The sequence below is a fragment of the Limnobacter olei genome (assembly GCF_029087225.1).
GTDB lineage: Bacteria > Pseudomonadota > Gammaproteobacteria > Burkholderiales > Burkholderiaceae_B > Limnobacter > Limnobacter olei.
Genome location: NZ_JARFJD010000009.1, coordinates 32,164 through 48,399, shown reverse-complemented (window position 1 = coordinate 48,399; position 16,236 = coordinate 32,164). Strand labels below are relative to the sequence as shown.

General features: G+C 51.3%; 10 protein-coding genes. 2 read left to right on the top strand and 8 right to left on the bottom strand.

Features of this window, described 5'->3' with window-relative positions; genetic code table 11:
• Nucleotides 1–7: 7 nt before the first annotated feature.
• From PY990_RS06455 to PY990_RS06420, 8 genes are all read right to left on the bottom strand, one after another.
• Nucleotides 8–5,401, bottom strand: coding sequence for a two-partner secretion domain-containing protein (locus PY990_RS06455; RefSeq protein WP_275270920.1), 5,394 nt, complete (start codon nt 5,399–5,401; stop codon nt 8–10).
• A gap of 11 nt (nt 5,402–5,412) precedes the next feature.
• On the bottom strand, nt 5,413–7,065 hold the full coding sequence (locus tag PY990_RS06450) for a ShlB/FhaC/HecB family hemolysin secretion/activation protein (protein WP_275270919.1): 1,653 nt from the start codon (nt 7,063–7,065) through the stop codon (nt 5,413–5,415).
• Between the two features lie 18 nt (nt 7,066–7,083).
• Nucleotides 7,084–7,863, bottom strand: a complete 780-nt coding sequence (locus tag PY990_RS06445) for a 3',5'-cyclic-nucleotide phosphodiesterase (protein ID WP_275270918.1) — start codon at nt 7,861–7,863, stop codon at nt 7,084–7,086.
• Between the two features lie 30 nt (nt 7,864–7,893).
• Nucleotides 7,894–9,633 carry a patatin-like phospholipase family protein gene (locus PY990_RS06440; protein WP_275270917.1) on the bottom strand — a complete coding sequence of 580 codons (1,740 nt, stop codon included), beginning with the start codon at nt 9,631–9,633 and terminating at the stop codon, nt 7,894–7,896.
• Nucleotides 9,634–9,737: 104 nt separating this feature from the next.
• Complete coding sequence (locus tag PY990_RS06435) at nt 9,738–12,035, bottom strand: AsmA family protein (protein WP_275270916.1); 2,298 nt, start codon at nt 12,033–12,035, stop codon at nt 9,738–9,740.
• Nucleotides 12,036–12,046: 11 nt separating this feature from the next.
• Nucleotides 12,047–12,769, bottom strand: coding sequence for a DNA polymerase III subunit epsilon (dnaQ, locus tag PY990_RS06430; RefSeq protein WP_105028722.1), 723 nt, complete (start codon nt 12,767–12,769; stop codon nt 12,047–12,049).
• Nucleotides 12,766–13,206, bottom strand: coding sequence for a ribonuclease HI (gene rnhA, locus PY990_RS06425; protein ID WP_205882538.1), 441 nt, complete (start codon nt 13,204–13,206; stop codon nt 12,766–12,768). Before rnhA ends, dnaQ begins: the two co-directional genes overlap by 4 nt.
• 33 nt (nt 13,207–13,239) lie before the next feature.
• Nucleotides 13,240–14,058: a class I SAM-dependent methyltransferase gene (locus PY990_RS06420; protein WP_275270915.1), complete on the bottom strand. Its 819-nt coding sequence runs from the start codon at nt 14,056–14,058 to the stop codon at nt 13,240–13,242.
• Between PY990_RS06420 and gloB the strand changes: the two genes are divergently transcribed.
• Complete coding sequence (gloB, locus tag PY990_RS06415) at nt 14,049–14,822, top strand: hydroxyacylglutathione hydrolase (protein ID WP_275270914.1); 774 nt, start codon at nt 14,049–14,051, stop codon at nt 14,820–14,822. The genes PY990_RS06420 and gloB overlap by 10 nt on opposite strands.
• Nucleotides 14,823–15,031: 209 nt before the next feature.
• On the top strand, nt 15,032–16,234 hold the full coding sequence (locus tag PY990_RS06410) for a transglycosylase SLT domain-containing protein (protein WP_275270913.1): 1,203 nt from the start codon (nt 15,032–15,034) through the stop codon (nt 16,232–16,234).
• The last annotated feature ends 2 nt before the right edge of the window (nt 16,235–16,236 follow it).

Sequence of the window (16,236 nt, the reverse complement as noted above, 5' to 3'; positions counted from 1 at the left end):
TTGGTCCTCATTTGCACACCGCCGAAGCCCGCTGAGGATCACTTTGTGTGGTCTTCAACTCAATGTCATTGGACTGCTGTGAAATGGTTGTACCCGCAGTGCTTTGATTGGCTACCTCGACAGCCTCCTCTTCCTGTTGGGTTTGCTGCGTGCTACTTGTCGATGTAGTACCCGAGCTTGGCTCGGTAGTGCCAGTTGAGGTGGAAGTTGGCGTGAAAGCCTGATTCAAGTTTTGACCAACCGAGGTGCTATCGGTGCCTGTACTTTGCGTCAACGAAGTTGGACTTGTTGGCGAGGTGGGCTGGGGCGAGACCGGAGGCGGTGAACTTACAGCCACGGTCGAGGTGCTCATCTGCTGAATGGGCAACTGCTGACCATTCGTGGTGTCAGCAATTACGGGTGAAGAGAATGTGTACGCAGAACTGGCAGGAGAGTTGGAAATGCCACCGAAGGTTCCATTGATGGTGTTGGCCTCCAGGAAAGCATATTGACTGCCCGCAACCAGCGTACCGCCTGAAATATCAATCAAATTCAATTGACCTGCCAGGTTGGCGTTGCCCTGTACCACGATGCAATCGAAATCAGTACCCTGTACACCACCGTCACTCAAAATCTCGATGTCAGTAATGCTGTTTGCATCCAGGTTCAAGTCACCACTCACGGTCATCAAGCCGGGCGATGCGCCCGGGACAATTCGACCACCCTGTGCATTCAAATTACCAGTGATACTTGCAAAACCGCGCAAGGCACCGCCGTTGATGTTCACGTTGCCGACCAACTGTGTACCAGGCTGAACGGTGAGGTTACCGGCAGTTTGGCTGTAACCAGTATCGAATGTAAATAACCCACCATTAAAAAATACATTCGCAGCATTCTGAAAAGAGCCACCAAAATAAATGTCTTGTGCGGATCCGCCAGAGAAGTTCAATGTGCCAGTGCCGCCATTCACAAAGTTATTTCCAAATAAGCCCGAACCTGTCAAGTTCAAAGTGCCCGCGTTGGAAAACAAACCAGTACCTGAAACGATATTTGAAAAAGTGTAGGTACCGGTGTTGTTAATCGTGCCGCTGTTAACGATCGAATTTTGAACAACACTTCCAGTGGCGTTACCAAGGTTCAGCACACCACTGTTGTTCAACATACCCGTACCGGTTAGCAGGCCACTGAGTGTGTAATTGCCCTGAAATTCAAGCGTGCCGTTGTTTTCCAGATTATTTGAAATATTTTCATTGGATACATTATTGACGAACCGCGCAGTGGCTGTGTTCCCAATAAGCAGCCTCCTTCCGCTCATCAAATCTGATGCTGCAATCGTGGTCACACCACCCATCAACATGATGTCAGTGGGGGTTTGAATCTGAGAAAAATTCAATGTCAAATCAGGGGAAAATTCAGCGCCGCTGCCGGTTACCCCGACTGAGTTACGATTTGTAATTACTGAGCCAGCAAAGCTGCCGACCTGAGCTACATCAAACTTCACGCAGAAGTCAGAAACCGAACAGGTCAGGCCGTTGATTGCAGAGGAATCCGGAGTACCGTCAATCACGAAGGAAGGGCTCGCAAACCCGCTCAACACGGTAGTGACTGGCGTAGAGAATCCATCAAAATCTTCATATTCGGCCAAAGCCACCGCTTCAGGCGTTAGTTGGCCCACCAGAAACACGGGGCGCGCTGGCGGCGTTGATGCACCATAAAACAACTGCAAAGCCGGTGGCAAACTTGGCGCATTACCGGTCACGTTCAATCGAATACCACTGCCCACGTTCAAGGTCATTGAATCAGGAATGGAGCCAACTGCCATTGGGTCATACGCCCGTCGGCCTGCAATGATCAAGTTACCTTGTGCACCTGAGCTGATCGTTGCAGCACCGTTCAAATTGGCCACACCCTGAGCATCTGTTTCCACAATCAGGAATGCATCGCCGCCCATATTGATAGTGGCTCCACTCAATACAGCGGGCGTGACTGGTGCGCCATTGCCATCTTGGGTGGCCAACAAGACTACACCGGTTGGCGATACATTGATGGTTGTAGTCACTTCGGTGTTGCGCAGTTCCAGAAAGCTGTCTGGCGCAATATTGATTGAATTGGCTGTGCCCGCGCTGGTCAGCAAACCGCCGGTTACCACCAAATCGTCGCCAACTAGAATATTGCCTTTACTCAGTGGCGCTGAGGTTGCAGCGTTGCCTGCGTTAACCAGGCTGTTGTCCCACACGCCTTCTGCAGCCAAGCGACCACCACTGCTGCGGTTTACACCGTACAAATCTGCAGAAGTGAAATTGCCAGACAAAACCAGAGCGGAATTTGTTCCGTTTACATTCAGGGTACCGTCTACGGTGGACACGTTCTTGCCCTCAAGGCGCACACGGCCACTGTTCACGGTCAGCAAGCCATTGAAATCCAGGTCTACAATGGGTTCAAAATTGGTGTTGATGGATTGTGAGGACTGCACCTCACCAATTCTGAGAGAGCGTCCATCGCCTCCGGCATTGACCTGAATATTTGCAGATTGAATCAACATGGTGTTGATGGGGGTGGCGAGACTTTGAGTGGAGTTAAGATCGAAATTCTCTGTACCTGTTTGAATAGAATTCAAGTAGCCGTTAACCTCAATGGTTACCGGCGCGTCCAGGCGCCCATCAAGACCTGTGATGTCAACAATTGCACCACCTGAAGGAGAACTGGGAAGCTCGGCACTCTGCAAAGGCGGCATTGAAAAAACAAAATCATCAGTGGCAGCACCGTTCATCACAATGCGCGCACCCTGTTGGGCCACAAATTGACCTTGCGTTGTCGAGATATACGCACCTGACTGCTTTGCTGGAACCACTGGGGTAACTGTCATACCTGAGGACGACGAGGTAAACGCGCGCCCCAGCTCAAGAAAAGAGCCCGTCGACAAGGTAATTCGGGAATTTGCACCCATGCCAAGCGCCTGAAACTTGGTATTGCTAAAACCAACACCAAAATTCAATGTTCCATTGATATCCGTATCGATTGCACTAAGAAAGGAGGAAGACCCAAACTCGTTGGACATGATGTTGAACGTGCCGTCCAGAATCGCTTTCTGATAGTACAAACTGGAACCCACCAAGTTGATGGTGCTACCCGTGCCAGCAGCAATATCGCCAATTTGATAGAAACCAAACGGTGAGCTGCTGCTGCCAGCGCTGCTTGAAAAATTCAATGTCCCCGCATTGGTATCAATCTCGAAAATATCGTTAAAACCACCGTTGAAATTCACTGTACCGCTGGACACCAGTCGGTTCAAACTGGTACTGGGATTTATATCAAACAACAATTGCGGGTCAAATTGTGTGAAAGTTGACACCGTGCTGCCCGCCTCCACTGTCAGGCTATTCGCATCCAGAAAGTTGTATTGCAAATTGCCTTGAATGGGTGCGGGCAAATCAAAATTGTCTACGCCAACGCGAATGTCGGTGGCCGGAATTGTTTCAATACCAAACAGGCTTAATTGATTCACCTGAAGGTTTGCTCCCAGCACATTGAGTTTCACTGTTTTGTCCGGACTGACCACGTAGCTTAGCTGAGTCATCGGATCAGTGGCCACCGCACTGGTAACAGTAATTCGATTAAGCGCCAATGGGCCACTTGAACCAGTATTCATACCCGACAACAAATTCACGCCGTCGAGTGGCAACTGACCTTGCGTGTTGGTGGGCAGTACAGTGCCGACATCGTAGGGCGACAAAATCAGATTACCGTTGTTACCCAAGTACAGTGGCGCGTCTATGTACACGGGTTTGGCAATGTCGTAACTTAAATTCAAATCAAAACCATTGAACGCTAGCTGACCTGGATTCAGACCAACCGCAGCATCCACGTTAATTTCGCCTTTGGCCTCGAGAAACAGAAGAGGATTTACGCCAGTACTCTGAGACAAATTCTGATTAATCAAAATGGGCGCAGCAATGGTCAAATTACCGTCGCCTGGTTGCGTGCCTGTGGTGTAAATTTGAACCAAACCGTTATTCTCCAAACCAGCCACAACAGTGCTGTTTAGCAAATACGACTCGGTTGGCGATAAGGTTGAAGAAATATCATCCGTAGAAAAAAACGGTCCTGGCTGTTGTGTCTCCAGATCGAAACTTCCCGCGGGTGCATCACTGGCCTGCGCTACGATCGTCAGATTAGCCGGGTCGATCAACCACTGCCCTGCCTCACCCTTGGCAGCCGAGGTATTCGCAGCCACATTCACAGCCAGGCTTTGTTTGCCCGAGGTTTCTACGCGACCACCATTGCCACCCAGTGCGCCACCCTTGGCTTGCACTTCAGAATCAACGGCCGTGTGCCCATCGGCCCACACCACCACCTCACCACCGTTGCCATTGGCTGTGGCGTTCGCAGAAATTTGGGTATTGGCCTGCACCACGGTTTGCTGGGCATTGGCAAGGGTTGCATCTTGCCCTTTCCAGCCACCGCCCACATGCACTGTACCGCCGCCTGTGGCGCCATCCGCAGAAACACGAGCACCACTCAGCACCGCCACGCGTTCGCCTGTGATGTCAATTTCACCACCTTGGCCCTGGGTACTTTCGGCAAGAACCTGCCCACCAACCAGCGCATCACCTTGCGCGATGAACCGAATAACACCGCCTTCGCTCAGCTGCGCGCCTGTGGCCTCAACCACACCACTGTTTTTCACCAAATGCGAAAACAGGGATACATTTTTACTGATGATTTGACCCAAGTTCACTGCTTTGTCGCCGTTCTTGGAAGCAACAGTAAGGCCGATAGTAGGGTGCCTCATGTCCACGATAGTCACACTGTGACCAGCAGCCAAAAGCACCTCTCCGTCTGCGTGAATAATGCCGCTGTTTTCAATACTGGGTGCCAACAAAACAATAGAGCCACCCGAGTGTGTGGTCAGTGAGCCCTGGTTGACGATGTTGCCTGCTGTGCCAGTTGAATCATTGAAACGCAAATGCCCGTTCAGCAAATCGGTGTCAGAAGCTGCCAGAGTACTGGCCAAAAAGCCGGCGGTATCCACGACAGCACCCTGACCAAAAAATACACCTGCCGGGTTGATCAAAAACACCTGCCCATTGCTTTGCAAGGTTCCCAAAATTTGAGACACATCACCACCAGTAACGCGGTTAAACACCTGGCTTGCCGCATTTTGTTGAATAAACTGCGTGGTTTGCCCCACATCAATATTGAACTGTTGCCAATTCAAAATGGCACCCGGCGTATTGGTAATTTGCATCAAGTTACCAATGGTTTGCGCGGTGGCCTGCCCTGCGACCACCGACATTCCTGTGGGGTTGGCGTAGGCTGAACTGGCAATGGCCATGGCCACACCCAAAGCCACCGCTTTTCGCTGAAACTGGATACCTGAACTGCGAACTGAGCTGCGGGTTGAAAGACGATTGGATTTCATGATGTCTTTCCTTACAGGGAAGTGGCAAAAGTGACGTGCAACATCACGTCACCATGCGGTTGAATAGGCACGCCTGACACAACTTTGGCCAGGTCAACTCGGAATTGATGCTTTGGGGAGAAGGCAAAACGGGCACCAACACCATAAGACATGAGATGCGGCTCAACTGGGGACCCGAACACGGGGTTGTTGAACTTCAACTGCGCAGCATCCACAAAACCAACAAACTGCAAACGTTCAAACAAGTTGCCGAAACTTTTGCTGACATTCGGGCCCATCAGTTCGAGTGATTGTCGGGTTCCACGGTCTGCAGAAATAACCCGTTCCTCGAAACCGCGGACGGAATACACACCCCCAGCGCCAAATTGCTCGCCGGGAATGAGTGAGTAATCGGTGTGTTGTGCATCCAGCTGTGCAGTCAGGCGCCAGCCGGGCATCACTAGTTCGGACCAACTGGCATTGGCTCGAATCACATCGAAATTGGCCTCGGCGGCCGGGTTTGTCATGCGGTACTTGGCGGTCGAATTGTTGCCACCCGTGACGTAATTTTTGAAGTACCCAATTTGAAAAGTACGCTGCCGCGAATCAAGTGCCTCGGAGAGTGAATAAGACACCCCCACCGGCCTGCTTTCCAGTTCTGGCACCAGGCTGGGACCAAAACCGTTCAGTTGAACCTGACTCACAAATTCCTTGATTTCGTGAGAAAAGGTAAGCCGTGCGTCGAACCCGGCCAAGCGGTCCAACAGCTTCACCCAACGAATGGCAGCAGTAGTACCAGCACCGGCCACCGATACAGAACTGGCCGATGGACCTGAGCCCACGCTTAAATTACCTGCATCCACATTCGAATCGCTGTAAGCCAGTTCAAGCATGGAACTGACGCTGTAAAACGGTACTTTGTAGTTCAGGCCGAATACTTCGACATCCGACCACCGCCCTGGCGAGGTCACGTATTGAAAGGAGGCCATGTGGCCTCTGTTAAAAGCATTGTTGTGTTGCAGGGCAAGGCCCATGCGGAAATCACCTGTGGCATTGGTGCCAGAGTTGTCCAGTGTGAAGTACGCTGCCAGGGGGTTTTGATCCGACACTTGCACTTTCGCGTCCACCAAGCCCGGCTTGTCGCTAGGCTCCAGGCGTACGCGTACAATTTTCGCTGGGTTGTCATTGATCAAGCGCAGGTTTTTGTCCATGTCCACAGTGTTGATCAAGGCACCGGGTTGCAGCACCACCAGGCTTTCCTGAATCGACTCCGCGGTGAAATAGTCGTTACCCGCGACAGTAATCACATCTAGCCGCGCATCAACAATTTGCAATTTAAGACGTTCGCCAGGCTTGATTTCCTGTTCAGGAATCAGCACGCGAACCACTTCGTAACCCGCCTCGGCGTGCAATTGCTCAACAGCGGCGGTGGCCGTTCGCAAATCGGAAAAAGTGATTTCACGGCCTGAAAAGCCACCGAGCACAGCCATAACCTGATCACGAGGCACCAATTCGGGGCCTAATACCTCAAAACCCGACACTGTGAAACGTGGCTCCTGATACTCGTCGTTGCTTGACTGGGAACCTGGTGTGCTCTCAGGCGGGGTTTGCGCATGTGCAAACTGCAAATGCGAGTTGACCAACAGCACCACTGCACAGGCGACTGCGGAAAATTTGAATTTCATAGAATTGTGGTGTAACCGTTAAATGTTAAAAATCATTCCGGCCGATAGAATGCGCAGCGGCTGGCTTCCCGGATACTGCTGTAACTCTTTTTGAATCTCGTCGTGTTCTCTGGGTTTTAGATGGCTAATCCAGATTTCACATGCTGCGTTTAATTTTTGAAGCTCACCAAACAACAAACTTGGACACAAATGCTTGGCCAAATCTGCAAGCCATTTCTCCTTGTCAGGAAAAGCAGCCTCAATAAAGAAATAATCTACCTTTTTTGCGTAGTTGATAAGGGTGAATAACCGGTCTGTTTGGTGAGTATCTCCGGAGAAGCACCACCCCCCGGTGGGAGTAGTCAAAAAAACACCCACGGCCGGTACCGTATGATCCACCTCTACGGTGGAAATTCTGCGCTCACCAAACACCAGTTCTTCTTCAGGCTGTATCTCAACATACTCCAGAACCGGGTTTTCTGCAGTGGGAATTTTTGAGAAATCAGGCCATATTTCCTCATTGAAAATATGTTGCTGCAAGGCCCTGATTGTGGGGAGGGTGGCATACACGCGCAGGGGACTTTTGCGGTCAACTCCCACCGTGTCGATTAGAAAGGGCAGGCCACAGATGTGGTCGAGGTGGGAATGAGTAATGAATACATGCTCAATTTGCTCTAGACGGGCAAAATCGAGCTCGCACAGGCCTGTGCCCGCATCGATCAAAATATCATTGTCGATCAGGAAGCTTGTTGTTCCTTGTCCGGGAATACCGATACTGCCGCTGCAACCCAACACCTCTACCGTAGAGTGTTTTTGCATCAAAGCCTCGTAAGAATGACGACTGCGTTGTTATGTAGTTTTGTGAAGCAAAGCCAGTATATCTGGAATTGCTTTACGCCCAGCCTCGTAACCCAAGGCAACGATCTCTTCTCTGCGCTCAAACTCCATCAATCCGATTTTTTCAATCGAAGGCTGAACATACAGGTCACTGTTGACTTTGGCCTGTCGTGATTTCTCAATACCGCCAAGTTCAATTACACGCATCAGCGACTTCATCATGGTCGGCATTTGTACATTACTGTCGTCTACCATGTGCGCGGTGATGTCTTCCTCAAGGCCCACGTCCACGGTGAGAATTTTTCGTGCGCCACGTGCACGCATGCAATCAACAGGCACATTGTTGACCAGTGCGCCATCCACCATCACGTGCCTGCCCGCCATGAAAGGCTCAAAAAACACTGGAATAGACGTACTTGCGCGCACCGCCTTCCACAAAGGGCCTTGTTCAAACAAAAACTGGTTGCCTGTAGTCAAATTGCAACTGATAGCGAAAAAAGGAATGGGCTGATCTTCAATCAACGAATTGCCAAATGCATTTTGATACACCTCGTCGACTGCCTTGCTTTTCACAAAGCCATGTTTGGGTATCCAGTAGTCGGTCAGTTTGAATGGCAAACCTTTCTTGAAACTGATGGCAAGGGCCTTGTTCACATCGGCGGCCGAGCGCCCTGAGGAAATAAGCGCACCCACCAACGCGCCCATTGAGGTTCCCCCTACCGAGTCCACGACCACGCCAGCCTCCTCAAGTGCTTGAAAGAGACCGGCATGAGCGAATCCGCGGGCACCGCCACCGCCCAGCACCAAGCCCAAAGTGAGCCCTAGAATGTGCCGCGCAGCGCGTGCGTTGTCGGAATGGTGGCCACGCCGAACGTGCAACAGCTTGAACCCACTGCCAAAATTGGCGTGTATGCGCTGTACAACCGACTGCTCAACCCAGGATGCTTCGTGCACCAGCACAAACCACACCGGCAAGTCGTCATCGGCGCTTTTCAACTGGGCTTTCAACAAGTCGCAACTGCGCGAATCATTCAAGGTGCTTGCACACAGCATCACCACCATGCAATCAAGCTCTTCAATCAAGCGATCGTCCAAAGTCTCCAGAGGTTGTGTCTCAATCATTTCAACCACCCAGTCTTTGGCACTGACAGAACGCGGCGGGGTTACATCAGCAAGCTGTCTCCAGCGCCGCAACTCACAATGCCGTGCCATGGCAGACTGAAATCCTTCAACGGCCTGCATGCCAAAACCCTCAGGGCGTACAAAAGACTGAAACAAAATGAACTGGTGTTGCTTCAAGGGGCCGCTGTAGCCAAGTTCACGCTTGAAACGGGAAACAAGCATTCGGATCAGGTGGTGATAAACCGAGCGACTGAACTCACCAAACTGCTCCAGGGCTGTTTGATCAATTTCAAGCAGAACACTGTCACGGCGGGCAGAAATGGTGACTGTACGTGGCGCTTGGTCGAAAAAACCAAGCTCGCCTATCATTTCGCCGGGGAAAAAAGAAAGGGCCAGGTCTTGAAAGCCGTCCGGGCGAAAACGTTGCCCTTTCAACTGGCCTTGCAACAAGAGATAAAAATGATGACTGGGCTGACCTTGCTCGAACAACGTGTCGCCAAGGGGCAAGCGAACCAGTTTTGCAAGTCGAATTAACTGCTCAGCTTCAGTGGGCTGAATTTCGAGCTTTTTGGACAAAAGCTCAACAGCATAACTCAGCTCAATAACCGGCAAGCCAGCGGGTTCGGACACAGGGACACCGTTGTAAGAATAATTTGCTTTGATGGTAGCAAACTATTGCCCCACAAAGCACCTACCCCCATGGGGCCCCTGGGATTGTTGCCACTTGTTGAAACTCAGCGATTCAGGAAACCTTTCAGTGCGTCCCTCACCTTTTCCTCGGCCTTGCCTTTCAACTCTTCTTTTTTCTCATCAATTTTGGGCTGCAACTTGGCCTTGGCCGCCTCTTTGGCCAGTTCTTTGAACTGAAGTTCCCATTGAACGCCTGTGAACGGGCCATACAGGCGAACAGGTACAGTCACCCCGTTCAAACCAGAATCAAGCGTTTTACCGCCCTGCCCTGTGCTGGTGGCCACCACCGCGGCCTTGGCCAGGTAGTCTAGCGAGTTGCTGATCAAATTCACCTGCCCTGCGCCACCAATTCGAAACAAGGGGGCCATCACATTCAAGTCATTCGAGGTAGCCACCCCATTGGCAATGTCAAAACTGACGGCCAATGAACTGAAATCTGTTTTCTGAGTGGTGTCGGTTTTTTGGGTGGCGTTGCTGCCGGTCGTCAGCAAGGATTTTGCATTTCTGAATTTCTCGGCCAGATTAATGCCTTTGATCGCACCATCCTGAAGACTCACCGAAACCTTTCCATCCAGGGCAGCTTTTATCTGGTTCACTGTGTTGCCCGTGGTGCGAATGTTGATGCCCACATTGCCCTTGCCCTCGACCATGTCTTTGTCCAGCAACGCCTTAATTACAGGTTGAACATGAACACCGGTCATGTTCTGGTTCACGGTCACCGTTTGAGTATTCGCATCCGCGGTAATCACACCCGTGGTTGAACCACCGTAAAGCTTTGCATCCAGCGGCGAAATGGTCAGTTTGCCCCCTCGCGCCACAGCCTTTGTTTTCAATTGCTGGGCCTGAATATTCGACACTTTCAATTCACCTATGTTGGCGGTGATGTCCAGATTCAGATTGCGCAGCGGGCTCAAATCAACAGGTGTGTCTTTGGATTTTTCACCCGAGCTTGCTGCGGTCTCGGTATTGGCGTTTTTCTTGGGTGGCAACAACGCATCAATGTCCAGCTTGTCTGCATTCAGCACTGCGGTGATCGCCGGTTTGCTGAAATTTTTCACAGCCGCTTTCAAATCAAAACGGGTTGCTTCAAACTTCGAGTTCAAATCCAGCTCGGCAGTTTTTTCTGTGTTGTTCACCGCCAAACGGCCTGCCAAAGGCATGCTCGCCTGTTTTTTTTGTAATGCCGGGTCTTTCACATCCAGTTGACCCGTCAAGGCTGCCAACTCAATCAACTGGCTTTTCAAGTTCAGGCTCATGGGGCTGGCCAGCTTCAAATTCACAGTGCGTTCGCCGTCCACCATATTCACGGTGGTGTTCAAGGCTGCAGACACCGCCTGCCTCAAGTTGCCCTGCAAACCGGTTAAATCGAGTGTGGCATTGATACTGCGCGTGGGCTGCTTCAGGTCAGCCTTGAAGTTAAATGCCTCACCACGCGCCACAGTGTCACTGAGTTCCAGTGAAGGCGAGCTTAGGCTAACGTCGAATGCCCCCACGTTGGGAAGTTGGCCTTTGGCCTTGGCATCCAGCGACTGCGCTTTAACCTCCAAGGTATTCGGGTTCACATTCAGGGTACTGGCCTGCACATTCACATCGGCTTGCTGCTGATCCAGTTGGCCCAACACGGCAAACTTCAGGTTCTCAAAATTCGCATACAGATTTTCACCCAAACCAAACTCAAGACGGGTGTTCAAGTTGATATTCAAATCCGCCTGTGGCTTGTTGGCCTTCACATTGCCCTTCAATGCAATGTCTGTGGGCACCCCCTGCTCAATGCGACCGCTTTGCATGGCGAAGTTGTTCAGCGAGGCCTCTAACCCGGTCTGCTTGTCAGCATACGTCACATTCAGATTTTCAAGTGCAATCGAGTCCACTGAAAAATTCACGGCCTGTCCACCCTCCGCCGGGGCATCTTCCATTTCTTGCTCAGGCTGATCGTTTGTTTCAGGATTGCTCAAATCATCGAAGTTGAACTTGCCATCGGCATTTTTCACCACATTCACGGTGACACCGCTTGCTTGTACCGCGTCTACCACCACCTCTGAACTTAACAGCGGCAACAAAGCCAGTGAAATACTGACTTTGTCAGCTTTCAAGAATTGATCATTGCTTTGGAATTCAGAAAGAGTGACGCCGTTCAAATCGGCGCCAATGGAAGGGAACCACTTGAGCTGCACGGGACCGGTGAACGCCAAATCGCGTTGCTGCTTTTGTTTAACAACCGCACTGGCTTTGTTCAGCAAGGCCTGCTGGTCAATTGTGTTCACCAAGATTGCTGCGGTAGCCGCCAAAACCACTGGCGCGCCCACCAAAATGCCCACACCCCATGCAATTGCCTTTTTCATGGCAAACCTCCTTAAACTGCTTGTTGGTCAGCTGGCTGGCTGATTTTGCTCCATACGCTAGGGGCTTTCGCCGCTTTCTCGATATCTGCCAGATAAGCCTCATGCAAGGCCAACTCTTCCTCACTGGGCTCAGGTTCTGGCAGATCCAAGGCGCCCAGTTTGATGCGTTCAACACCATCATCCTCATGATGCGCATTCAGATCGATTACCAAACTGTCTTGCCCGCGGGTCATCGCCAAATACACTTCCGCCAGAATTTGCGAGTCCAGCAGCGCCCCGTGCAGCTGACGGTGTGCGTTATTCACCCCAAGGCGGTCACACAGCGCATCCAGGTTGTTGCGTTTGCCCGGGAACATTTCACGGGCCATGCCCAGTGAATCGATTACGCCGTCCACATAGTCGGCCATCTTGCCCAAGCCCAGGCGTTCAAGCTCACCATCCAGAAAACCGATGTCGAATGATGCGTTGTGAATGATCAGGGTACTGCCCTGCACAAAATCAAGAAAATCTTTGGCGATTTGCTTGAATTTCGGCTTGTCGGCCAGCATTTCATCGGAAATACCATGCACCTGGAATGCGCCCTCATCAACCTCACGCTCGGGGTTGATGTATTGGTGAAAATGGTGGTCAGTCACCTGCCGACCATTCACTTCAATACACCCAATTTCGATGATGCGGTGGCCCTGCCTAACTTCCAGGCCGGTTGTTTCTGTATCCAGTACTACGTATCTCATTGTTTCATCGCCTTTTCTACACCAAGGTTTGCCAAGGCATCGGCCTTCTCGTTGCCAGGGTTGCCAGAATGGCCCTTCACCCAGTGCCAGCGTACCAAATGACGAACACTGGCCTCATCGAGTATTTGCCACAAGTCGGCGTTTTTCACCGGCTTTTTGTCCGAGGTTTTCCACCCGTTCATCTTCCACTTTGGCATCCACTCCAGTACACCTTTACGCACATACTGCGAATCGGTGTACACGTCGATGCTGCAACGCTTCTTTAAAGCATTCAACCCTTCAATTACAGCGGTCAACTCCATGCGGTTGTTGGTGGTGTTCAACTCTCCGCCGCACAATTCCTTGGCATGCTCACCCGATTGCAAGTACACACCCCAACCGCCTGGCCCTGGGTTGCCCTTGCAAGCCCCGTCGGCATACATCACGACGCTGGCGATTCTTTGTTCAGTCACAATTCAATCCTGTTGGCCTTATCCACGGTCGCCTATTGTAGGTGTTTTATTCAGCGCCTTATTGGCAACAGGTTTTAGTTGGCGTGCTGATACTTTTTTGTCTTTAAAAGCCGGGCCAATCAAACGCATGCCACGCACCCTTTTGACTGCACATACAAAATAGACAGCGCCACACACCGGCCACCAGCGGTCACCTGCATGCTCCATGAAACCCATCCGGCTCAAACCCTTGTCAGTAAACGACGGAAAACGGTAGCAACCAAAACGGCCAAACTCGGGTTCACAGGACAACAGTTTCAACCAGTCCTTCAGGCGGCTTAAATGAATCGGCTCGCACCCATCGGGCCAAACCGGTGCCCAGCGTTTCAAGGCGGCATGGCGAAGGCCCCACAGCGACATCGGGTTGAAACCGGTGATGACTACCCTGCCTTCCGGCATCAACACGCGCTCTACTTCCCGCAACAGCTGGTGCGGATCCTCAGAGAATTCAAGCACATGGGGCAACACAATCATGTCCAGCGACTGGCTCTCAAAAGGCAACTCTTCAAACTCGGCAAAGCAATCGGGCGTGATCATTTCCACCCCATCGGGTTTGCTGGCCACCAAGCCCTGCTGCACATAGGCCTTGTGGGGAATGCGGCTTTCTTTCAGACCATCCACTAGCCGAGTACCCAATTGCACGGCCCGGAAACCAAACAGGTCGGGCACCACAGAATCAATCCACGCCTGTTCACGACTTGTGAAGTACCGGCCCGCTGGCGTGTTCAACCAGGCATCGAGTGCTAACATTTGTGCTTGTTGTGTACTCAAGTCGTTCAGGGGTTCAGATGGAATCATTCAAGTCTTCTCAAGTGTCGAATTGGTCGGTCTATGGCATCCCGGCCTTTCAGGACAACTACCTGTGGGCGATTGTTCATGAACCCAGCAAGGCTTGCATGGTGGTAGACCCGGGCTGCAGCAAGTCAGTTCAAGATTTTCTGGATTCTCGTGGTTACCATCTTAGCGGTATTTTGGTCACCCATCACCACATGGACCACATAGGGGGAATTGATGCGCTCCTGAGCAAAGCCGCAAAAGACTTGCCCGTGTACGGCCCGGCCAGTGGACGGGTTGCACAGATCAACCGCCCCGTACGCGAAGGTGACACGGTGGATGTGCACTGCCTGATAGCTCGGGTATTTGAGGTACCCGGTCACACGGTGGACCACCTGGCTTATGTGATTGAGTTGAAAGACACCATGAACAGTGAAGAGGTGTGGATGTTTCCAGGTGACACCTTGTTCTCGGGCGGTTGTGGGCGCCTGTTTGAAGGCAGCGCTGAACAAATGTTTGAATCCATTCAAAAACTCAATCAATTTCCGGCAAACACCCGTGTTTTCTGCGCGCACGAGTACACCGAATCGAATCTGCGATTCGCCAGGGCCTATTCACCCGACTCCAAAAATATTGAAGCACGAGAAATTGAAGTCCGAAGAATTCGGGAGCAAGGCTTAAGCACTATTCCGACAACGCTGGGTGTTGAGCGGCTCAGCAATTTGTTCATCAATGCTACAAATCCCATTGAATTCAAACAAATACGCACAGCAAAAGACAATTTCTGATTGCGATAATCAGTTAACAGTTTTTTACAAAAACTCTCATTTGAAATAATTCAAGAGGTATCACTCGGGCTGGGGCATGGGTCAACTCTCGATTGACCTACACAAAAGTTCAACATAGGATGCATCTTCGTTTCGCTCTTTGCCCTGCCAGGCACACCTGCCCTTTGAAATTCGATTCATTTAAAAATGGAATCAAGAGATTCGCCCAAGTGGCCACCAGCGGTGGTTTCCGGGCGATGATGGGTGTATTTGTCGGGATCAGCGTCTCCCCTAGCCTGACTTGGGCCAATACCCAACAAGCCGAAATAGCGTTGAATGCGGACAACGAAGAGGTTCAACTATTTGGATTGATTGCGCCCAACCCCGGTCTAGAATTGAGAATGTCCGGACCCAACGACTTGATTACGCTGGACTTTGCCGAAGAAGCTGGCGACGTATGGGCAGACATCCGAAAGGGGTTCTCGGTGCCTGACCTGGAAACGCAGGCAGTGCAAGTTCGCGAACGCGCCTTGCTGAAAAACAAGCGCATGGTGAACAACATGTTGCAGCGCTCCGAACCCTACCTTTACTTCATCGCCCAGGAATGCGCAAAACGTGGCATGCCGTCTGAGCTAGCCTTGCTGCCATTCATCGAAAGCCAGTTCAACCCGCATGCACGCTCACCTTCAGCCGCCGAGGGTTTGTGGCAGTTTATTCCCAGCACGGGACGTCAATTTGACTTGAAACAAAACAAATGGGTTGATGAACGACGGGACCTGGTCGCCTCCACCCGCGCAGCACTGGACTACCTGACCTATCTTTACGAAATGCATGGCGATTGGCACCTGGCTTTGCTTTCTTACAACTGGGGCGAAGGTTCGGTACTCAGGGCCGTTAAAAAAGCACAGGAAGCAGGGCTTGAACCCACACTGGACAACCTTGAGTTGCCCCTTGAAACGAAACATTACATACCAAAACTACAAGCTTTGAAGAACCTGATTCAAAGCCCGGAACGTTTTGGCCTGACTTTACCCAAGTTTCCAAACAAACCTTACTTTGCTGAAATCAAACGCAGCGCCGATGTTGACCTTCGGGAGATTGCCCGCCTGGCGGGCGTTGAACTGGAACTGATTCGTAAACTGAATCCTGGTTTGAATCAACCAGTTTTGTATGCTGCCCACAGCAATACCCTGCTGGTGCCAGTTGAATACAGTGCAAAAATTCAGGCCAGCCTGAAACAGTACAAACCTTCAAACCCCCAACGCAGTTACACGGTACAAAAAGGGGATACCTTGGGAGAAATAGCCCAACGCTTTGATGTGAGTGTGAAATCCTTACAAAGACTCAACGGCCTGAGCAAGAAAAAACTCATCAAACCTGGCATGAAGTTGAACATTCCACACGCCCCAAAGCCCGGCAACTGGGAATCCTGACG